Annotated in this window: 23 protein-coding genes; 6 read left to right on the top strand and 17 right to left on the bottom strand. The window is 45.1% G+C overall.

Annotated features, from left to right (window positions below; genetic code table 11):
- Window positions 1-238: 238 nt before the first annotated feature.
- The 6 genes from Q0174_RS10465 to Q0174_RS10440 all read right to left on the bottom strand — a co-directional run bounded on the left by Q0174_RS10465 (window position 239) and on the right by Q0174_RS10440 (window position 3,571).
- A complete protein-coding gene (locus Q0174_RS10465) occupies window positions 239-1,237 on the bottom strand; it encodes a beta-ketoacyl-ACP synthase III (protein WP_298043846.1) in 999 nt (332 codons plus the stop codon).
- Window positions 1,234-2,232: a phosphate acyltransferase PlsX gene (gene plsX / locus Q0174_RS10460; RefSeq protein WP_177388473.1), complete on the bottom strand. Its 999-nt coding sequence runs from the start codon at window positions 2,230-2,232 to the stop codon at window positions 1,234-1,236. Before plsX ends, Q0174_RS10465 begins: the two co-directional genes overlap by 4 nt.
- Window positions 2,233-2,236: 4 nt before the next feature.
- Window positions 2,237-2,383, bottom strand: a complete 147-nt coding sequence (rpmF, locus tag Q0174_RS10455; RefSeq protein WP_005871250.1) for a 50S ribosomal protein L32 — start codon at window positions 2,381-2,383, stop codon at window positions 2,237-2,239.
- A 10-nt stretch (window positions 2,384-2,393) separates the two neighbouring features.
- Window positions 2,394-2,756 carry a hypothetical protein gene (locus tag Q0174_RS10450; protein WP_298043843.1) on the bottom strand — a complete coding sequence of 121 codons (363 nt, stop codon included), beginning with the start codon at window positions 2,754-2,756 and terminating at the stop codon, window positions 2,394-2,396.
- Window positions 2,757-2,765: 9 nt separating this feature from the next.
- Window positions 2,766-3,179, bottom strand: a complete 414-nt coding sequence (gene ndk / locus Q0174_RS10445; RefSeq protein WP_177388469.1) for a nucleoside-diphosphate kinase — start codon at window positions 3,177-3,179, stop codon at window positions 2,766-2,768.
- Window positions 3,180-3,286: 107 nt separating this feature from the next.
- Window positions 3,287-3,571: a 4Fe-4S dicluster domain-containing protein gene (locus Q0174_RS10440; RefSeq protein ID WP_298043841.1), complete on the bottom strand. Its 285-nt coding sequence runs from the start codon at window positions 3,569-3,571 to the stop codon at window positions 3,287-3,289.
- 180 nt (window positions 3,572-3,751) lie between these two features.
- On the opposite strand from Q0174_RS10440, the gene Q0174_RS10435 reads away from it, so the two are divergent.
- The 3 genes from Q0174_RS10435 to Q0174_RS10425 all read left to right on the top strand — a co-directional run bounded on the left by Q0174_RS10435 (window position 3,752) and on the right by Q0174_RS10425 (window position 8,411).
- Window positions 3,752-4,348 (top strand): peroxiredoxin, encoded by a 597-nt coding sequence (locus Q0174_RS10435; protein WP_291939968.1) that lies wholly within the window; start codon window positions 3,752-3,754, stop codon window positions 4,346-4,348.
- 316 nt (window positions 4,349-4,664) lie between these two features.
- Window positions 4,665-7,433, top strand: coding sequence for a M16 family metallopeptidase (locus Q0174_RS10430; protein WP_298043840.1), 2,769 nt, complete (start codon window positions 4,665-4,667; stop codon window positions 7,431-7,433).
- Window positions 7,434-7,442: 9 nt separating this feature from the next.
- Entirely contained in the window at window positions 7,443-8,411 is a 969-nt protein-coding gene (locus Q0174_RS10425) for a putative transporter (protein WP_298043837.1), read from the top strand.
- Window positions 8,412-8,755: 344 nt separating this feature from the next.
- Here the strand turns inward: Q0174_RS10425 and Q0174_RS10420 are convergent, their stop codons facing one another.
- From Q0174_RS10420 to gatC, 11 genes are all read right to left on the bottom strand, one after another.
- Entirely contained in the window at window positions 8,756-9,862 is a 1,107-nt protein-coding gene (locus Q0174_RS10420; protein WP_298043835.1) for a cytochrome d ubiquinol oxidase subunit II, read from the bottom strand.
- A gap of 1 nt (window position 9,863) precedes the next feature.
- Entirely contained in the window at window positions 9,864-11,387 is a 1,524-nt protein-coding gene (locus tag Q0174_RS10415) for a cytochrome ubiquinol oxidase subunit I (protein ID WP_298043832.1), read from the bottom strand.
- Window positions 11,388-11,389: 2 nt separating this feature from the next.
- Window positions 11,390-11,596 (bottom strand): DUF4492 domain-containing protein, encoded by a 207-nt coding sequence (locus tag Q0174_RS10410; RefSeq protein WP_005871229.1) that lies wholly within the window; start codon window positions 11,594-11,596, stop codon window positions 11,390-11,392.
- 469 nt (window positions 11,597-12,065) lie between these two features.
- Window positions 12,066-12,851, bottom strand: a complete 786-nt coding sequence (locus Q0174_RS10405; protein WP_298043829.1) for a shikimate dehydrogenase — start codon at window positions 12,849-12,851, stop codon at window positions 12,066-12,068.
- Entirely contained in the window at window positions 12,851-13,885 is a 1,035-nt protein-coding gene (locus Q0174_RS10400; RefSeq protein WP_298043827.1) for a hypothetical protein, read from the bottom strand. The genes Q0174_RS10405 and Q0174_RS10400 overlap by 1 nt, the downstream gene beginning before the upstream one ends.
- A 94-nt stretch (window positions 13,886-13,979) precedes the next feature.
- A complete protein-coding gene (locus tag Q0174_RS10395) occupies window positions 13,980-15,227 on the bottom strand; it encodes a serine hydroxymethyltransferase (RefSeq protein WP_298043824.1) in 1,248 nt (415 codons plus the stop codon).
- A gap of 2 nt (window positions 15,228-15,229) precedes the next feature.
- Window positions 15,230-16,723 carry a lysine--tRNA ligase gene (lysS, locus tag Q0174_RS10390; RefSeq protein WP_298043822.1) on the bottom strand — a complete coding sequence of 498 codons (1,494 nt, stop codon included), beginning with the start codon at window positions 16,721-16,723 and terminating at the stop codon, window positions 15,230-15,232.
- 1 nt (window position 16,724) lies between these two features.
- On the bottom strand, window positions 16,725-17,192 hold the full coding sequence (locus Q0174_RS10385) for a Fur family transcriptional regulator (protein ID WP_298043820.1): 468 nt from the start codon (window positions 17,190-17,192) through the stop codon (window positions 16,725-16,727).
- The gene (locus Q0174_RS10380) at window positions 17,189-17,866 is read right to left on the bottom strand and encodes a CvpA family protein (protein ID WP_298043817.1); all 678 of its coding nucleotides are present in this window, start codon (window positions 17,864-17,866) and stop codon (window positions 17,189-17,191) included. The genes Q0174_RS10385 and Q0174_RS10380 overlap by 4 nt, the downstream gene beginning before the upstream one ends.
- Window positions 17,866-18,948: a type IV pilus twitching motility protein PilT gene (locus tag Q0174_RS10375; protein ID WP_005871218.1), complete on the bottom strand. Its 1,083-nt coding sequence runs from the start codon at window positions 18,946-18,948 to the stop codon at window positions 17,866-17,868. The genes Q0174_RS10380 and Q0174_RS10375 overlap by 1 nt, the downstream gene beginning before the upstream one ends.
- A gap of 10 nt (window positions 18,949-18,958) precedes the next feature.
- Complete coding sequence (gene gatC, locus Q0174_RS10370) at window positions 18,959-19,246, bottom strand: Asp-tRNA(Asn)/Glu-tRNA(Gln) amidotransferase subunit GatC (RefSeq protein ID WP_291939991.1); 288 nt, start codon at window positions 19,244-19,246, stop codon at window positions 18,959-18,961.
- Between the two features lie 116 nt (window positions 19,247-19,362).
- Between gatC and Q0174_RS10365 the strand changes: the two genes are divergently transcribed.
- The 3 genes from Q0174_RS10365 to Q0174_RS10355 form a co-directional block, all read left to right on the top strand.
- Entirely contained in the window at window positions 19,363-19,914 is a 552-nt protein-coding gene (locus tag Q0174_RS10365; protein WP_297883045.1) for a hypothetical protein, read from the top strand.
- Window positions 19,914-20,927, top strand: a complete 1,014-nt coding sequence (locus tag Q0174_RS10360; RefSeq protein WP_298043815.1) for an L-seryl-tRNA selenium transferase — start codon at window positions 19,914-19,916, stop codon at window positions 20,925-20,927. The genes Q0174_RS10365 and Q0174_RS10360 overlap by 1 nt, the downstream gene beginning before the upstream one ends.
- The coding region (locus tag Q0174_RS10355; RefSeq protein WP_298043813.1) for a hypothetical protein at window positions 20,914-21,215 on the top strand (302 nt) is incomplete at its 3' end. The genes Q0174_RS10360 and Q0174_RS10355, both read left to right, overlap by 14 nt.

Raw genomic sequence — 21,215 nt, 5'->3', positions numbered from 1 at the left:
TACAAGCCCGCCACCAAAAAGCAGCAGACCTAAGACTAATGTCGTTTTACTATCTCACGCAGAAGCCGATATGCTAACTGCGCAAGATTATAATATGCTTTCAATCGCAAACGCTTCATTTTAAAATTTTGAAACCTAACTCGGAATAAATATAAATTTGAAATTAGTTTTGTAAATAAGCTTGGAATTTAACTCTTAAATATGGCGAAATTTAAAGATCAATGAAATTTAAAAAGCGCTAGTTTATACTATTGCCGCCGAATTTCAAAAGCGCGCTGCCCCACGTAAAGCCGCCGCCGAACGCATCCAAAAGCATAAGCGAGCCGTTTTTGAGTCTGCCACTCTCGTAAGCGTCGTTGATCGCCATCGGGATCGACGCCGAGCTCGTGTTGCCGTACTTGCCGATCGTAAGCACGCATTGTTCGTCGCTAAATTCTAATCTCGCCTTGACTGCCTCGATGATGCGTAAATTAGCCTGATGTGGGATAAAAAGATCAACCTGCTCGGGCGAAATTTTATTTTTCGCCAAAATCTCCACGACGTCATTACTAAGCGTCGGTACCGCGATTTTAAAGACCTCGCGCCCCGCCATCTGCATGAAGCCTAGCTTTTCGTCGATGATTTTTTGGCTGAGTGGATTGACGCTGCCTGGGGCTGCGGTGATGAGAAGATCGCCCTTGCTGCCGTCGCTAGCGGTATGAATGTCGATGATTTCGTTATCGTCACGCGCCGCGATAACCGCAGCGCCTGCGCCGTCACCGAAGAGTATGCACGTAGCGCGGTCGCTCCAATCGACTATCGAGCTTAGCTTTTCCGTGCCGATTATCAACACGTGTTTTTTAGCACCGCTTTCGATGAGGGATTTTGCGAGCTCCAAAAGATAGATGAAACCCGTACAGGCGGCATTTATATCAAACGCCGTGATGCCGAAATTTAAGCCCAGTTTATCTGCGATGACACACGCAGTCGAGGGCATACAGAAATAATCGGGCGAGATCGTGGCGCAAATTATCGTATCGATCTCGTTTTTTTGCAAGCCGCTACGCTCGATCGCCTTTAAAGCCGCTTTCACGCCTAGATCACTAGTGGTTTCGCCCTTCGCGATACGGCGTTCATGAATGCCAGTTCGCTTGACGATCCATTCATCAGTCGTTTCAACTATCTTTTCAAGATCGAAATTAGTTAAAATTTGACTCGGCGCGTATGCTGCGATTGAGATCATCGAGGCTTTTTTCATTTTTGCTCGTTTGAAGAAATTTCGCTTTCTATCGCGGAGTTGATTTTGGAATCTGCAAATTTAAGCGCCTGAAAGATCGCATTTTTAACGGCTTTCGGGGTACTTTTGCCGTGGCTTATGATGACGCATTCTTTGACGCCCAAAAGCGGCGCGCCGCCGTATTCGTCGTAGTCCGTGCTTTTTTTGATTATCTTAAAGACGCGCTTCATCAAGATGGAGCCAGCGATGGCGATCGGGGATTTTTTCGTTTCGTTTTTAATAAGTTTGCCGATAGCGCTTGCGACACCTTCGCTGGATTTTAGCATAATGTTACCGATAAATCCGTCGCAAACTACGACATCCACGGAGCCGTCAAAAATTTGATTGCCTTCGACATTTCCGATAAAATTTTGCATCTTCTTAAGCATATGAAAGGTTTCTTTTGTTACCTCGTTGCCTTTACTATCCTCCTCGCCGTTGGATAATAAGCCGATGCGTGGTGCGTTTAAACCCATAATCTCCTTGGCGTATGCTTCGCCCATAATCGCGAATTGAAACAAATTCTCAGGCTTACAATCCACATAAGCGCCCACATCTAGCACAAGCGTGCGACCGCCTATGGAATTTGGCATCAGCGTAGCAATCGCCGGGCGTAAAATGCCTTTCAGCCTTCCTATGCGAAGCGTAGCAAGGCTCATCGTAGCGCCGCTGTGTCCTGCGGATACTACGGCTTTGCAAGTGCCGTCTTTTACTAGATCGACCGCTTTAAAGATGCTACTCTCTTTGCGTTTGAGAGCGTCGGTTGCGCCCTCTTTCATCTCGAAAACTTCGCTTGCAGCTACGTAAGTAATATATTTCTCAAAGCCTTGATCTTGTGGAATAAAAGGCTTGATTTGTGCTTCATCGCCTACCAAAAACGCATTAAATTTACGTTCTCGCAGCGCATCTACGACTCCATTTATTATCGGCTCGCAGCCGAAATCACCGCCCATCGCGTCTATAGCAACGGAAATCATCGGATTAATATTCGCCCGTAGTTTTGTTTATTCTATGCGGAATTTTCCAGCTTCCGTCTTTATCTTTGACGGGGATCGGAAGGGTCACTTTGTAGTGAGTGCGTCTTTTTGCCGCACGAGTTTTACTAACTCTTCGCTTTGGAACTGCCATTTTTTCTCCTTTATAAATTTAATTTTTTGCAATTTTCGCAATAAAAATAGTCGCTTTTGAAAGCTTCCGTTTCGCTTCTTAAAATTTCATCCAGATCAACTTCGGTGCCGAAAAACTCCATAACGTCCAAGCTCTCGTGCCTTTCGTCGTTAAAAACACCTTCGCTTAAAAGCAAATTTACGCTCTCGTTTACGTCAAGATCAAATTCTTTGCCGCAACGGTCACAAATGTATGGAATTTTGCCCTTAATTTCGCCCTTGCACTCGATAAACTTAGAGTCTTTTCGTTTTAAATTTCCGCTAAACTTAAGTCCGTCTCGCGAAATTTCAAATGGCACGGGCACGGCGGAAATTTTAGCAAAAGCGATCTTCACGTGGTACTCTTAGCAAATTTCTCTTTTTGCAAAGAAAAATGCGATCTCGGTTTTTGCGTTTTCTAGGCTGTCGCTGCCGTGAACGGCGTTAGCGTCGATGCTGTCTGCAAAATCCGCCCTGATCGTGCCTTTATCGGCTTTTTTCGGATCGGTAGCGCCCATTAGCGCACGATTTTTAGCTACGGCATCGTCGCCTTCAAGCACCATTACGACCACCGGGCCGCTAGTCATGAACTCAATCAGATCCTTATAAAAAGGGCGATCCTTGTGAATTTCATAAAATTTACCTGCATCTTCGGCGCTTAGGCATAATTTTTTAGCCGCTGCGATTCTTAGTCCGTGGCTTTCGAAACGATCGATAATTTTGCCGATAACACCTTTTTTAACGGCATCAGGCTTAATAATAGAAAGCGTTTGCTGCATATAATCTCCTTAAAGTGAAAGGCGGATTGTATCGAAAAATAGGTTAAAATTTATTTAAGGATTGAATGAATTAAAATTCCGCGTATTTGATCGCGGAATTTTATCTGCTAAGCAAATACCGGGGTATCTCCGCTGCGTAGATCCGCACCTATACTATCCCTGCTAGGTTGACCCGCTACGATGTCGCTCCAGACGATACAGCCGTCGGTCGGACAGGCGCTAGCGCAAGCCGGCTCGTCGTTGTAGCCCACGCACTCGACGCATTTATCGGCATATACGTAGTAGCTATCCTCGCCGCTTGGGTTATTGCTATCGTCCACGATCGCATTTACCGGACACTCGTCGATGCATGAGCCGCAGCTAATGCAAATATCGGTGATTTTTACAGCCATTGTTTCTCCTTTATCAAAAAATGAAGCGTGATGATAACATACTAAATTTAAAAAATGATAAAATTTAATATTATCAAGCAAATAAATTTTATTATATAAAAATTTTCATCAAATTTCAGCAAATATAAAGTTTTAAAATGTATAATCGCCATCATAAATTTTATTAACAAGGAGAAACAAATGATAGTAACCAACAAAGCTGTTGATTTCACGGCAACTGCGGTTTTAGGCAACAACGAAATAGTCGAGGATTTCAACCTCTATAAAAATATCGGCGAAAAAGGCGCGGTCGTATTCTTTTATCCAAAAGATTTTACCTTCGTCTGCCCGAGCGAGATCATCGCATTCGATCACAGATATCAAGATTTCAAATCCAAAGGTATCGAAGTTATCGGCGTTAGCTGCGATAGCGAGTTTACGCATCTTGCATGGAAAAACACTCCGGTAAACGCAGGCGGTATCGGCAAAGTGCAGTTCCCGCTAGTTTCGGATATCACAAAAGACATCGCGCGCAGCTTCGACGTGCTATTCGGCAATGCCGTAGCGCTTCGCGGCAGCTTCCTACTTGACAAAGACGGCACAGTCCGCCACGCCGTCATCAACGACCTACCGCTTGGCAGAAACATCGACGAGATGCTAAGAATGGTCGATACGATGCTATTTACAAACGAGCACGGCGAGGTCTGCCCTGCAGGCTGGCACAAAGGTGACGCAGGGATGAAAGCAGATCCTAAGGGCGTCGCAGAGTATCTAGACAAAAACGCAAGCAAACTATAAGTTGTAAAATTCTTCGCGCGGGCGTACAAATTCTAACTGCGTAAAGTTTAAATTTAGCCTTGCGCAGGCTATTAAAGCTAGCAAAGCTTTCTGAATTCCGCTGCCAAAATTTTAAGTTGTGGCGGCGGAATTCCAAAAATTCCAAAAATTCCAAAAATTCCAAAAATTCCATTCCTCTCAATTCTACAAGTAAAATTTCAAAACCGCAAGTAAAATCCCAAATCCTTGGCAAAATTTTACCCATAACAAAGCTCGCAAAATCATACTTTAAACTAGCTTTTGTTACAATCGCAAGTTTTTAAATCCAAGGACAATTATGAAAAAGCTTATATTTTTTATCTCCGCCCTACTTTGCTCTTTGAGCCTTTACTCCGCAGATATCAACCCAGATGCACCGCTTAAGCTCGATCCTAGCGTCGTGCACGGCGAGCTAGCAAATGGCGTGAAATTTTATATCCTCAAAAACGACGTGCCAAAAAATAGCGCGCTTTTTTACCTCAACGTAGCCGCGGGCAGTGTCGATGAAAATGACGACGAGCAGGGCTTAGCGCACTTCGTCGAGCATATGGCATTTAACGGCAGCGAACACTTCGATAAAAACGAGCTAGTCCATACCTTGCAGCGTCTGGGAGTAAAATTCGGCGCGGATCTCAATGCACAGACTGGCTTTGAAAACACCACCTACAACATCCAAGCCCAAGTAAGCGATGAGACGCTAAAGGACGTATTTTTGGTACTGCGCGATTATGCGGGCGGCGTGAAATTTGACGAGAACGAAACGCAAAAGGAAAAAGGCGTCATCTTAGAGGAAGCAAAAAAAGGCTTTGAGAGGCGCTTTTACGAAAAGCGCGCCACATATTTATACCCTAATTCCATATTTTCCAGACGCTTTCCGATCGGACAAAATGAAATTATCAAAGGCGCCACCGGCGAGCAACTAAAAAAATTCTATGCGCGCAACTACCTTCCTAGCGCCATTAGCATCATAGTCGTGGGCGACGTAAACGTTGAGCAGATTAAAAACCTAATCAAGCAAAATTTTAGCTCTCTTTCTGCGCACGGCGAAAAAATCCCGCGCGATCTTAGTCTACGCCCATTTGAAGGCGGGCTAGCAAGCACCGTAGAGCCCGAGCTCGGCACTAATGTCGCTAGCGTGCTTTACGCAGGCAAATATGAGCCGCTAAGAAGCTACGGTGCGCTTAAAAATGAGTGGCTGCAAGCCTACGTATCGAGGCTGATGGAGCTTGGATACGACGCGATGAATGTGAATGCTAAAATTCCGCTTAAAGCCTATTTCGGCTCGGACGATCTGTTTAAAAACCGCAGACTATACAGCATAAGCGCAAATATTTTTAATTTCGATGCCAACGCCACGCTAAGTAGTCTTTTTAGCGCGATCAAAGGGATACGCGAACACGGATTTAACAATGACGATTTTGATAGCGTTAAGGCGGAATTTAAACATCAAGTGCAAGCCGATCTGCTTAAAAACGATACACAAAGTGCGCAAATAGAAGCGCTACTTGATTTCGTACAAAACGGCAATGTAAAGCTTAGCAAGCAAGACGAGCACGATCTAAGCCTCAAGGTCTTAGAAGAAATAACGCTAGCGGATGTTAATAAATTTTTCTCAAAGATAACGGATGGAGCGAGATTTACGGAGATTATCTCGGCAAAGGATTTAGGCATTAGCCAAAAAGACGCGGAGCTGCTCTACGAAAAAGCGGTGCCGTTTAATTTCGCTGCTTCGAAGCTTGCTTCCAAGCAACTTGCGGGAGCAGATTTAAAAGAGGCGGAATTTAAAGCGCAAAAAGGCGCTAGCGGCACTGAAATTTTGGAGTTTAAAAACGGCGCTCGCGTAATTTTAAAACCCCTTAAAAGCGAGAAAAATAAAATCGCCCTTGCAGCCGTTAAAAAAGGCGGCTACGCGCATTTCGGCAAGGCTCGTGGCGAAATTCTAACCGCGCTGCTAAACTCAGGCACCATAGGCGAGCTAAACGAATACGAGGCGGGACGTTTGACCTCAAAATTTGATTATAAGCTAAGATTTAGGATGGATGACGCAGACTGCGGTTTTAGAGGCGCAGGAGCGGATCTGGAGGCGATGACACACGAGCTTTACGCGAGATTTAGCGAGCCGCTAATTCATGCAAGCTCACTTACAAAATACAAAACCGACGCGCTTTCGGCGATTGCGCTACGAGACGAGACGGCAGAATTTAAATTCGGCGAGCAAATTTTAAAATCGCTATATTCAGGAGATATGGCTCGCAAGCAGCCGCTTAGCGCAGATGACGTAAAGAGCGCAAATCTTGCCGATTTACAGCGCGATGCGGATGGAATTTTTTCAGGTGTTGGAGATTTTATCTTTGTGCTTAGCGGCGATTTTGAGCCTGCGCGCGCGAAACAAATTCTAGCCAAATATATCGGCAATCTAAAGCCCGGCACAAGCAGCGCTACGCCTAAAACTTTGATGCTAAATACTTCTAGCGGCGAGATTGTGCAAGATTATGGCGATAGTGATAAAAGCGAAGTTCGGATGATTTTTTCAAACTATGAGCTGCAAAATTTCGACTTTGCAGACACTTATAAATTTCAAGCGTTAAAAAGCGTGCTAAGCAATCGTATCGTCGAGCAGATCCGCGAGGCGCGCGGACAAATTTACTCAGCGATGGTGCATAGCGCCTATGTGCGTGAGCCACAAATCGCAGCGAGCTTGAACGTATCGTTTTCTACCGAGCCGAAAGACGCCAGTGCGGTTGCAGCAAGCGTGAGTGAAATTTTAAAGCAGATCGAAAGCTCGGGCGCAAAAGATAGCGAGCTGGCAAATTTCAAAAAAGCTCAAATTCTATCGACCAAAAGAGCTGCACAGACGAATGATTTTTGGCTTGCTAATATCACTGCGCACGAGCTTTACGGCTATCCGCTCTATGACGAAAAAAGCTACGCGGCAAGCATAAATGCGGTAAAAAGCGCGGATGTGCAAGAAGCCGCGCAGATGCTAAGCGATAGGCTATTTACGGCGATTTTAAATCCAAAAACAAGCAGCGATACAAAGCCGCAAGAAACACAACCGAAAGAATAAAGGAATTTAATGTTTTCATCGTTTTTTAAGAGTAAAAAATACGCATTCTTTGCTTATTCGGGTCTAATTTTTATTATTTTGGTGCAAATTTTTGAAGTGGATCTGATGGTGCAATACAATAAATGGAACCGCTCCTTTTACGATCTGGCTCAAGACGCCAAAAACCACACCATAGACGATTTTTGGAATCAGATGTTTATATTTTTGTGGATCGCCATCCCTTTAGTTTTAGTGGGCGTTCTTGAGAGGTACGTCGTTAGACTCTGGGTGTTTCAATGGCGCGAGGCGATTACGTTTTCATATTTTAAATATTGGAAAAATGTCGAACACGACGTAGAGGGAAGCTCGCAGCGTATCCAAGAAGACGCTCTTCGCTTTGCGCGCATCTTAGAAGATATCGGTTCGCGAGTGCTATCTGCGATTTTAACGCTAATCGCGTTCATCCCCGTGCTTTGGGAGCTTAGCGCAAAGGTCAAGATACCTTTTTTAAACGAAACACCGGGCTCTCTCGTATGGATCGCACTGGGAGTCAGCATCGGCGGACTTATCATTTCGTGGTTAGTGGGCTGGTACCTGCCGCGCCTGGAATACGACAACCAAAAGGTAGAAGCGGCGTTTAGAAAAGAGTTAGTTTTAGCCGAGGACGACAAGATCAACTATGGAGGGCAGGAGCAAGTTGGGGGGCTGTTTGCTAAGCTGAAGCATAACTATTACAAGTTATATTTGCATCTTTGTTATTTCGATCTATGGCTTCGCTCTTTTTCTCAAATTTTAATTTTAGTGCCTTACTTTTTGGTCGGTCCTGGTATTTTTACTCAGGCGATCACTTTAGGCGTACTGGTGCAGGTGAGCAACGCCTTTAATCAAGTGCGCGGAAGTTTTAGTATTTTTATGAATAACTGGACGACGATCACGGAGCTGCGCTCAATCCATATGCGACTTAAAGAGTTTGAAAAAAATATCGACTACAAGGGCTAGATAAAATTTCGCCCGCATCTTCCGCCGGAATTTCACTTTCTAAATTTAAAGCGAAATTCCGGGCCGCAAGCTTTTAAAATTTCTACGCTTTTACTGCTCTCTTTTTTCTTGATGAGTAATGTTTAGCTTTATAAATTTATAGCTCGCGATTAGCAAGATCATCCAAATCGCGATGAAAACTAAAGATTTGACCATTTTTAATCCTTAAAATTTTTTATAAATGCGGCGCGTAAAAAGCGCCACCGATATGAAATTTAACCAAGCGCAAAAGTACGCAGTGCCGCGCACGCAAGCAGCTTCTCGCCGCCACACGGCGCGCGGAAGCCGCGCTAGAGCGGGCGCGCCTAATAATGCTCGTTTATAAGCTCCTCTTTATCAAGCTTCTTCGCATCCATTGCGCGCCAAACATAGCTGATATAACCCAGCACGAAAGGCACTAGAAACGATACGTAAAACATCGTCTTAAGCGTATAGAGGCTCGAGCTTGCGTTGCTTATCGAAAGCGAGCTTTGCAGGTCGAAATTTGACGGGTAAAACGCCGTGTGATTTAGTCCTAGGATCAAAAATACGCTCGTTACAGCGCATACGACGCCCATGCCGTAGAAAAATACTCCGCGCACGCTGCTTGTAAATGTGCCTTTGAATATCCCCACCAGCACCAGCACAACGCCTAGCAACAGCAAGATTAGCGCCGCGGGCAGGCTTAGGTAATTGTGCAGATACTTAAAACTCTCGAGACTTACGACGCCGCCGGCGCCTACTGCATAGCCCTGCTTTAGCAAGACCCACGCCAAAAACGCGATGAAAAATACCAAAAACGCACTAGCGTTAAATTTAAGCGAGGCTTTGAGCTTGGCGATCATTTCGGGCTCAGCGATATTATTCATCAAATATAAGCTCGCTCCCGTTCTGGCGCAGAAAAATAACGCAACTCCCAAGATGTAATTAAACGGATTTGCTAGCGCCTCAAGTCCGCGAGCGGGATTTTTCCACTGCACGAAATTATTATCGCCCAGCGCAAACTCGCTGCCGCTAAAAAGCGTAGAGACGATGATACCGAGCAGGATCGTGCCCAGCGAGCCGTTTATGAAAAGAAAAGCTTCATAAGTTTTAGCACCCAAGAAATTATCGGGCTTTTTTCTGTATTCGTAAGCGACGGCTTGGATTATGAAGCAAAAAAGCAGAGCCATCCACGCCCAATACGCCCCGCCGAAGCTGGTCGCATAAAATAGCGGAAACGCCGCAAAGCACGCTCCGCCGAACATAACGAGCGTAGTAAACGTAAGCTCCCATTTCTTGCCGATGGAATTTATTATAAAATCCTTCTCGGTCTCATTTTTCGCCAGCGTAAAAAGCAGCGTCTGACCGCCCTGCACGAAGAGCATAAAAACTAAAATTCCGCCCAGAAGCGCAACCACGCACCACCAATAAATTTGAAAAATTTCGTGCATCTTAAAATCCTATCTTTATCTGTTTTAGCATGATCTTTATCTCGGCTATGAATAAAACCGTAAATAAAACCGCAAAGAGCGCGAACGAGATCATTATGTTCGTTCCCGCCAGGCTCGTAGCCGCGACGCCCACCGGCATAAGATCTTGTATCGCCCACGGCTGGCGCCCTACTTCGGCCACGATCCAGCCCGCCTCGCACGCGACGTATCCCAGAGGGATGCTAAATACGCAAAGCCATAGAATTTTCTTGTATTCGGCGAGGTTCTTTCGCATCGCTAAAAATAGCGTCACGAAAAATAGCAAGATAAAATAGCTTCCCAAAGCCACCATCACGTGGAAGCTGTAAAAGGTAAGCGCCACCGGAGGGACGATCTGCTTCGCGTCGTCAAGGTAGCCGTAGCCTAAATTTTGCATATTTTGGTTGCCGAATAAAATTTCGCGCGCTTGCTGCATCGCCGCGGTGTCATTCGCGTCTTTGGCGAGCTTGTAATCCTTTAGCGCTTGCAGGGCGATTTTGCCTTTTTCGATCTTTTTATCCGCGCCTTCGATGCCGAATTTTTCGTTTCCAAATACCAAATCATCGATGCCCGGAGTAAAATTATCAAGCCCTCTCGTAGCCATTAGTCCTAGCGCGTAAGGCGCCTTGATCTCAAATAAAAACGGCTCCTTATCATCTCCGGGAAGTTTGCTCGGATTTAAAACTCCAGCCGCGACGATGCCTGCATTTACTTCGCCTTTATACAGACCCTCCATCGCCGCAAGCTTCATCGGCTGCTTTTGCGCGACCTGATAGGCGCTCTCGTCGCCGCTAAATAGCACGAAAAGCGAGCTTAGCATACCGAAGCTTGCCGCTACGATGAAGCTTTTTTTAGCAAGCGCGAAGTCTTTGTTTTTTAGCATATAAAACGCCGAAATTCCAAGCACGAATAGCGCCGCGGTAATGTAGCCGCCGCCGACGGTATGTAAAAATTTAGCCACTCCGAAGTGAGATAGCGCGATATCTAAAAAATTACTCATCTCGTTGCGCATCGTATCTGGATTAAAGCTCGTACCCACCGGATTTTGCATCCAGGCGTTCGCGATTAGGATCCAATATGCGCTTAAATTTGATCCGATCGCCACGAGCCAGGTCGAGAGAAGGTGAAATTTCTTGCTCACGCGGTCCCAGCCGAAGAACATTACCGCAAAGAAGGTAGCCTCCAAGAAAAACGCGAGCAAGCCCTCGATCGCAAGCGGCGCACCGAAGATATCGCCCACGAACCAGCTGTAATTCGCCCAGTTGGTGCCGAACTCAAACTCCATTATAATGCCCGTCGCGACGCCGATGGCGAAATTTATACCGAAAAGGCGCAGCCAAAATTTAGTGATCTTGAGCCACTCCTGCTTACCGGTCGCAACATACAGGCTCTCCATAAACGCCACGATAAAGCTAAGCCCCAGCGTTAGGGGCACGAAAAGAAAGTGATAAAGCGCCGTGAGCGCAAACTGCGCCCTCGACCAATCCACGCTAGCAAGCTCTTGCATTCCTACTCCTTAGTCAAATTTTTATAGATGAAATCGATTTTTTCTTGATCGGTTTTAAATTTAGAATCTAAATTTTCGTCGAAAATGAAAAATTTAAGTAGCACAAAAATTATAAATAGCTTGATCAAAATCACCGCCCATAGCGTTTTGCCAAGCTTCATCGAAGCGAATCCATGCGCGTAAAATTTTAAAATTTTGCCGAAAAACATCAAATTTTAACCTTTAGCAATTATTAGTTTATATTTTTTATTGTATAACAATTAATTAAAATTTAGCTTTAAATTTTGAAATTTTGGTAGCAATTTTATCTTTTTAATAAACACCTCGGTCTTGCGTCATTCTCGCTCAAGTAAAGTTTTATTGTATAATTCACAAACAATCACATTTTACTTAAACTGCACAAAATTTTAGTTTAGATTCGTCGCAAAATTTTAGAATAGAACATCCAAGAAACGAGCAGAAAAATGCGCGAGACTTTACCAAGCATCTTTATGCCTAATTCGTAGCAATTTTAAACAGAATTTTTTGTAGACAAATTAACGCGCCTCAGCTGAAAGCAGACGTAAGAATTTTAAAATCAAACGCCCAAAGCTACACGATACGAAATTTAAGAACGGATAACTAACTCCATGCAAAATTTAAAACATTTCATTAGACTGGACGGATAATTGAGTCGATTTAGCGTAAATTTGCAGCATGGCTCATCAGCGCCACAATCTCTACTAAGTCGAATTTGCCGCCGAAAAAGAGATTGAAAGCAAGCGCGCCCTGATTTATCAGCATCTCTTTGCCGTCTTTTGCGGGTAGATTTTTTGCGCGCGCGGCTTGTAAAAATGGAGTCTGCTTACCATAGATCGCATCAAAAGCAAATTTTGCGCGGGATAAAATTTCATCTATTACCCCCTCGGGCGCAGGCAGCGCGTCATCTTTGAGTCCCGCGCCGGTGGCATTGACGATCAGATCATAGTCTTTGGATCTAAAATTTTCATAGGTAAAAAATTCCTCGCAGCCGAAGTCAAAATCTTTTGCGCTGCGATTTAGGATGTCAAATTTCACGCCGTTTTCGCCTAGCACGTAGCCGATCGCTCGCGTCGTGCCGCCCGCACCTAAAATAAGCGCATTGCGAATCTCACCAAAGCCCAAAATCGCGCAGAAAAAGCCTTGCGCGTCGGTGTTAAAGCCGTGCAGCGCGTCGCTTTTTAGCACTAGCGTGTTTACCGAGCCGATCTGCTTAGCCGCCTCACTTAGGATGTCGCATGCTTTAAATGCGTCGAGCTTAAAAGGCACGGTCACGTTCGCGCCCGTAAGCCCTAAAGTTTCAAATTTAGCTCGCAGCTCCTCGCCGCGTTGCAGCAAAACTCGCCCGTAGTAGGCGTCCAGCTCCAAAAATTTTATCGCGTAATTATGAAGTAGCGGCGAGAGAGAGTGGGCGATCGGGTTGCCGAAAACCGCAAATCTGTCCACTATTTCACTCGGTAGATATACGCTCCACTATTGATGCTGCGCATATCGCTAAGTGCCTTTTGTAGCGCCTCGCCCTCAAAAGGTCCAACTAAAATTTTAGTCACGCTCTTGCTGCCGACGTGAGTTTGTAAAGCGATCGGATTGTAGCCTTTTTTAGTGATTTTTTTGGTGTCAGACCCGTTTGGATCGTAGGCATTAGATGCGAAAACCTGCACATAACTACCGTTTGCCACGCTGGTGCTTGTACTCTTTGCTGCAACGCCAGCTGCTTTTATACTCTCGCTTTTAGACTCCGGCTTGCTGGCTTCTTTTTTAGGCTCGAGCTTAGCGGGCTCTTTCTTGGTCTCAGCTTTAACATGTTCCTTTTTAACTTCCGTTTTTGAAGACTCTTTTTTAACTTCTGTTTTTGCTTGTTTTTCAGGTTCTTTTTTAGGCTCTACTTTTTGCTCGACTTTTCTAATTTCGGTTTTAGAAGGTTCTTTTTTGATCTCGTCTTTTGCAGATTCTTTCTTAGGCTCGGACTTTTTTACGTCCGTTTTTTCAGACTTTTTGGCTTCGTCTTTAGGCTCAATCTTTTTACTTTCTATTTTAACTTCGGATTTTTTTGGCTCTTCTTTGATTTCGGGCTTTTGGATTTCTACTTTCTGTGCTTCAGGTTGAGCGCTTGCGACGACCTTGCTTTCTGAATTAGGCTCTTGGGTTTTTATCTCTACTTTGGTTGGAGCTGCAGATGCTGTATTGGGTTCTGATTTCACTTCTACAGGCTCAGGCTGCGAAGGCTCAGGTTTTTGAACTTGTACGGCAGGCTTTTGCTCCGCTTTGGCAAGCTCTTCTTCACTAGGCATAGTAAGACCTGCGTTAGTATCAATATCGTCTTTATTAATAGCCTTCATTATGATTAAAATTATTAAGAATAAAACTACGACGCCGGCCGCGACGGTAAGACCTTTTTTTAAATTTGCGTTCTTATCGACATTGCCACTATTGATCACTATGTCGTCTATACTGCTCATATCGAAATTTTTGTCGTTCATACTCTCTCCTAAGATTATTATTTACTTTGTAAATTCTACCACGCAAAATTTACGAAATAAATAATTCGGGTAAGCTTACCCGAATTTATTAAATTTAATACATCGCGCGATCGTAGATGATAAAGCGGTGCGCCAAATCTCGCACCTCCTCTTTGACCTGCGCCTGAAGCTTGGAATTTGAGATGTCGCTTAGCACGTCGGCGATTTTATTTCCGATAAACTCAAATTCTTTCTCCTTCATGCCGCGCGCCGTAAGTGCGGGACTGCCGACGCGGATACCGCTGGTGACGAACGGGCTGCGCGTCTCGCCCGGCACGGTGTTTTTATTCGTCGTAATGCCTGCATTTTCAAGCGCCGCGCTAGCGTCCTTGCCGCTAAAATCTCTATTTAAAAAGCTCATTAAAATCAGATGGTTATCGGTGCCGCCGCTAACGAGATCAAAGCCGCGCCCAACCAGCGTTTCGCCCAAAACTCTAGCGTTTGCCTTGACCTGCTTGGCATAGACCTTCCACTCGGGGCTTAGATTGTGTTTAAAGCCCACCGCCTTTGCGGCGATGACGTGCATTAGCGGGCCGCCTTGGATACCCGGAAAGATCGCTGAGTTGATCTTTTTAGCAAATTCTTCGTCGTTGGTCATTATAATGCCACCGCGCGGACCGCGAAGCGTTTTATGCGTTGTCGAGCTTACGACGTGGCAGTGCGGGAACGGATTAGTATGCTCTCCTGCGACGACGAGCCCAGCAATGTGCGCTACATCGGCGAAAAGAAACGCGCCCACGCTATCTGCGATCTGTCTAAATTTAGCAAAATCTATCTCGCGCGTATAGGCGCTCGCGCCGCAAACGATCATCTTTGGTTTTACGATCTGAGCGATCTCAAGCACCTTATCATAATTTATGCGGCCGTCAAGCTCCACGCCGTATTCGAAGCTCTCATACATCTTTCCGCTGCTTGAAACCTTTGCGCCGTGCGTCAAATGCCCGCCGTGGCTAAGCGCCATGCCTAAAATTTTCTCGCCCGGCTTCAAAAACGCGGCATAGACGCCTTGGTTGGCTTGGCTGCCGCTGTTTGGCTGGACGTTTGCAAACTCACAGCCGAAGAGCTTTTTGCAGCGATCGATCGCGATCTGCTCAATCTCATCTACGAACTCGCAGCCGCCGTAGTAGCGCTTGCCGGGATAGCCCTCGGCGTATTTGTTCGTTAGCACCGAGCCCATCGCCTCCATCACTTCGGGATAGGTGAAATTTTCGCTCGCGATCATCTCTAAATAATCGCACTGGCGGGCAAGCTCTTTGTTGGTTAAACTAAAAATTTCATTATCGAATTTTTCTAAATTTGACACGTTCACTCCTTCTCTAAATTTAGCGGCCTCATCGCAGGGAACAAAATCACGTCGCGAATTGATTTTTTATTCAGCAAAATCATCGCCAAGCGATCGATTCCAAGCCCCCAGCCAGTAGTCGGGGGCATCGCATAGCTAAGCGCGCGGACGTAATCCTCGTCCATCTCGTGCGCCTCGTCGTCGCCCGCGTTTTTGGCGTCGATTTGCGCCTTAAATCTAGCGTATTGATCGAGCGGATCGTTCAGCTCGTTAAAGGCGTTTGCAAGCTCCTTGCCCGCGATGTAGAGCTCAAATCTCTCGGCTATCTGCGGATTTTCGTCGCTTCTGCGCGAAAGCGGGCTGATCGAGATCGGAAAATCCACGATGAAGGTCGGATTTATGAGCTTGGCTTCTACGTAATTATCAAAAAGTTCGCTCTGTAGGTGGCCGAGATCGAGCTTTTCATTGACTTCAAATTTATCCTCTTTGAGTTTGGCGATGATCTTTTCGCGATCATTTACGATCTGCGGCTCGATGCCGCCTATCTGCGTAAGCGCGTCGAGATACTTTATGCGCGCAAAAGGCTTTGAAAAATCGATCTCGCGCTCATCGTAGGTTAAAATTTCGCCTAGCCCGAGCCTCTTAAATAGCGCTTTAAATAGCTCCTCGGTTAGGTTCATCGCGTCGTTATAATCATGCCACGCCCAGTAAAATTCTATGCTGGTAAATTCCGGATTGTGCGTCAGATCCATACCTTCGTTGCGGAAGTTTCGGTTGATCTCAAAGACCGCCTCCATGCCGCCTACGACGAGGCGCTTAAGATAGAGCTCCGGCGCGATACGCAAGTAGCGATCGACGTCTAGGGCATTGTGGTGAGTGATAAAAGGCTTAGCATTCGCGCCGCCCGCGATAGGGTGCATCATCGGCGTTTCGACTTCCAAAAATCCGTGCTTTTCAAAAAAGCTGCGGATCTCGCTAACGATAATCGAGCGCTTAATAAAATCCGCGCGGATCTCTGGGTTCATTATCATATCGAGGTATCTTTGGCGGTAGCGCATCTCGATGTCGGTTAGGCCGTGAAATTTCTCCGGAAGCGGGCAGATCGCTTTGGATGCAAGCGTTATTTTGCTAGCATGGATCGAAAACTCGCCCGTCTGGGTGACGAAAGCATATCCGCGCACCAAAATTATATCGCCCACTTCAAGATTTTTCTTAAATTTAGCGTAATCCTCCTCGCCGATGCTATCGCGAGAGTAATAAATTTGAATATTGCCGCTTTGATCTTCTATGTTTGCGAAGGTGGATTTGCCCGCGACACGCTTTAGCTTTAACCTTCCGGCAAGGCTTACCTCCTCGCTCGCTTTTTTATCCTCGGTATCTGTGATGTAGCCGAATTTCTCTTTAAACTCGGCTATGCTCATATCTTTTTTTAGAAAGTGCGGATAGGGATTGGCCCCTAAATTCCGAAGTTCCGACGCCTTGTCTATCCTTTGGATTTCTAACTGGCTATCAAACAATCTACTTCCTTTTTGTCGCACATTCCGGGCAAATTCCATACAGCTGCATCATGTGCCCCGTAAGCGTAAATCCGTGCTCTTTGGCGACGGCAAGCTGTTTTCGCTCAATAGTGGCGTCTTGAAATTCTATGATCTTATTGCAGCTTTTGCAGATTAGATGGTCGTGGTGGGGCTTGTTCGCAAGCTCAAATTTCTTACCCTGCGCGCCGAAGGAGATCGACGTTGCCATACCTGAATCCTCAAGCAAATTTAAGGTACGATACACCGTCGCTATGCCTACGTTTAGCTCCGGAAATTTCGCTTTGATCTCGTTGTGAAGCGCCTCAGGCGTGAAGTGTTTGTTGTTGTTATAAAGCGTGCGGAGCAAAACCTCGCGCTGCTTGGTATATTTTAGACCGCTAGCGGCAAGCGCCTTTTTAAACTCAACAATTAGAGCGTCAAACTCTAAATTTTCGATTTTTGCATTCATAATTTCGTCCTTTCTGTAGAATTTACTTCTGAACTGGCGTTAAAATCGCTAAGTTCAGTGCTTTGATTTTGATCCGAGTTCATACGGGCGGTAGAATTTTGATCTTTTAAGAGCTTATCATCCATCTTAGAACCAATAGAATCCAAGCTTTGTTTGATCTTCGGATCGTCTTTGAGATTTAAAATCCAATTTCCGATTTTTAAGAAAATCGGCGCAGTTTTGCTGCTTTCAAAATACTTTTTGGTCTGTTCATTCATCGACATAGGACCGCTTGCAAGCGTAACGATAACTGCAAAAATCAAGAAAATTTTACTTACGCTAAACACGAAACCGCCGATCTTATCGACAAATCCGAGTCCGCTCCATTTAAAGAATTTTGAAATGATTTCGCCTATAATCAGACACGAGATCCATACGCCAAAAAGCACAGCGATAAAGCCGATGAGAACCTGCGTCGTATCACCCGAAAGTACGCCGTTTGCATTCTGTAAAGCTGGAATTCTTGCTGCAATCCACTCGCCTGCCATAGTTTTATAACGCATCGCGGCAAAAAGACCGCCGATGAGACCCAAAATTCCAAAAATTTCTTTTACAATGCCGTTGGTGATACCGCGCAGTCCGAAGAGCACTACGAGTACTAAACAGCCGACGTCGAACCAATTAATACCTTCCATCAAGCACCCACCACGCCTATTAACTCTTGCAGGTTAGTCGAATACCTAAATGCCGTGTCTTTTGAAATTTGATTTGCACGGATCGCTTTAACCATCGCTTGAGTTTGAGTTATCATACCGGTAGATTGCTGATTTAGCTGCATTTGAGAGTAAATTTGATGCACCTTGTTTTCGCGGATTAGATTCGCTACGGCATTGTTATTTAGCAAAATTTCATGGATCGCGATACGTCCACCGCCAAGCTTTGGCAAAAGCGATTGCGAGATGACCGCGGTAAGTGATACGGAGAGCATATTTCGTACTTGGAGCTGCTCGCCACCATCAAAGCTATCGATAATACGGTTGATCGTTTGCATCGCGGAGTTGGTGTGTAGCGTACCAAATACCAAGTGACCGGTCTCAGCCGCGGTAATGGCAATCGAGATAGTCTCTCTATCGCGCATCTCACCAACTAGGATAATGTCCGGGTCCTCACGCAAGGCAAATTTTAACGCATTAGCGTAGGAATGGGTATCGGTGCCAATATTTCTGTGAGAGAAAAGCGCTTTTTTATTGGTATGGACGAACTCGACCGGATCTTCAACGGTAATGATGTGCTTGCGCTCTTTTTCGTTGATCTCGTTTAGCATCGCGGCAAGAGTAGTTGATTTACCGCTACCAGTAGGCCCGGTAACCAAAATCATACCTTTTTCGTGCTTGACTACCTCTTTAAAAATCGTAGGGGCTTTTAAATCATCCAGGCTAGGAATATCGATAGGAATAATACGAAATGCGGCAGCTAAATCGCCGTTCATAGTGTAGTAGTAATTACCACGGAAGCGTCCTATATTAGGAAGCTCGATCGCAAAGTCAAGCTCTTTATTTTCCTCGAGCGCACTTTTTTGAGCATCGGTAATGAGCGCGTAGCAGATATACTCGATATCCGTGCCCTTAAGCGGATCCATGGCAAGTGGGCGCAATGTTCCGTCGATACGTATTTGAGGCGCCGAGCGCGAAACTAAGTGGAGGTCGCTCGCTTTGTTAAAAACGACGGTTTTTAGTAGGGTTTCGATATCTACTAAATTTCTTTGAACTTCTTCCATAAGATTCCTTTCAATCTATGATTTTCGGTACTACGAAGTAGCCGCCTTCGGACTGCGGAGCATGCTTTAAGACGCTTTCTGCGACGTCGCTTTTGCGTGGGATATCTTTGCGAAACGGAGTACCGCCTTTTAGCGTAGTGATAGCCGCCTCGCCGCTTTGCAAATCCAGCTCATTTAGAATTTCCACAAAATCTACGATATTATTTAATTGCCCTTTAAATTCTTCTCGCTTAGCATCTGGAATTTTAAGAGCGGATAGCCTTTCCAGCTTGCTTAGCAAGGCATCGTCTATTATCATAACTTTCCTTTTTCTGATAAATGCGACATTATATCATAAAAATTCTTTATCTTAGGCGGTATTTAAAATTTTTTATGCTACAATTACGCCGATTTTCTCAAACAAAGGACTGAATTTTGGCTTTAAAAGACGACATCGAAGGCGTGAAAAAAGAGATTGGCACAGAAGAGCAGTTTCTAGAAAGCGTCATAAAAAGTGAAATTTTCGTAAAAAAATACAAAAAGCCGCTGATATTTTTGGCTGCGGTTTTGATCGTGGCGTTTATCGGATATTACGCAAATGAATTTCTAAGCGATCGCCGCATAGCAAGTGCTAATGCGATCTATGACGAGCTGCTTAACAAGCGCGATGACGCTAAGCTAGCCGAGCTTAAGCAAAAAGATATAAATCTATACGCTCTTTATATTTTGCAAAACGGCTCTGCAGACGAGCGAGCGGCGCTAGAAAATACCCAAGGCATCGATGTTATGCTAAAAGAGATAATAAATCTACAAAACGGCAAGCAAGGCGGAGTGCTACTCGCCGATTACGATTCTTTGCTTAAGGGCTACGACCTGCTAAAAGAAGGCAAAATCGAGCAAGCTCACGCAGAGCTAGATAAAATTCCACTCAACTCGCCAGTCCGTCAAATCGCACTTGCTTTGAAACACTATGGAGGCAATAAATAATGAAAAAAACGCTAATATTTACGCTTTTACTATCGTTTTTATTTTTAGGCTGCTCGACTAAGCGCCAGTATTTCGAACCTAGCGACGAAAACATCACAGGCGATATGAAATTTAACGGCTCGCTGCCGTCGGAAATCGTAGCGGTTAGTAAAGATGGTGCTACGCTAAAAGACGGCGAAGTCATCTCTAAAAACGGATTGATAAAAAATTTCAAAGTCTTAAAAAGTGAGAAATTTTTAGGCGAATATGACGGAAATTTCGTCGTAACCGATATCAATGGCACGCTTAAAGTAGTTGGTAGCACAGGTGCCGTAAAATTTGAAAAAGCCCTCGGCAGACAAGCGCTAAGTGCAAATATACGCGGCGATGATTTAGCTTTAGTGATGAGTGATGATTCGATTATGCTTATCAAGCTAAGCTCGGGCGCAGTGGTACTCGATCATAAAGTAGGCGATGCATTCGCAATCGATTCGCGCGTAGCGTCACCACTATTTATCAACCAGCTTATCGCTTATCCTGCGTTAGACGGACTAGTCAGCATCGCAGAAAACGTAGGTGGGCGCTCGGCACGCGATTTCGTCGTAAGCAACCAGCCGTTTTTTAACAACATTATTGCCTTAGAAAACAAGGGCGATAACCTTTATGCCGTAACTGCCACTAGGCTAATGCTGGTAAGTCCTGCGGGCAATAAAAACCATAATGTAGACATTAAAGACGTGATTTTTAGCGGCGATAGAATTTATCTTTTCTTAAAAGACGGCAGAGTCGAGCTACTCGATCGCGGGCTAAATTTGATCAAATCGCGTAAATTTACCTTCGCGCAGTTTAGCGGCGCGTTGCTTAGCGGCGGTTATCTGTATATCATCGAGCGCAACGGCTATGTCATCCGTGTAAATGAAAATTTAGAGGGACAAGCGATCTACGAGCTAAACGGCGAACTCGATGATAAGTCCTTTATCGCGGGTAGCTCGTTTTACTACGACGATAAAATTTTAAATTTTGATGCTAGATAAAATTTCAAAACTTTGCGTTCGTGAAGGGCTTCTGCTTCAAAAATTCCAAACGCTAGATATCGCTAGCTTCACGCGCTCGCGCTCATATGGCGCGTATTTCGGCGTGGATCTAAAAAGCTACAACGTCCTTTTATTTATGCGCGACGCAAAATCTCGCTTTGTAATGCGCGACGCGGAATTTCTGCTCTCACTCGCAAGCGACATTAGCGCAAGCCTAGGCAAGGTCGTAAAAAAGCGCGTGCTGTTTTACAACTCGCAGATGTGCTCTAAAAGCGCGAAATTTTTAAA

Origin of the sequence: uncultured Campylobacter sp. (assembly GCF_937996225.1) — a bacterium.
In the GTDB taxonomy this organism is placed as follows: Bacteria; Campylobacterota; Campylobacteria; order Campylobacterales; family Campylobacteraceae; genus Campylobacter_B.
The sequence above is the reverse complement of the archived record's forward strand: the minus strand, read 5'-3'. Positions and strand labels throughout refer to the sequence as shown.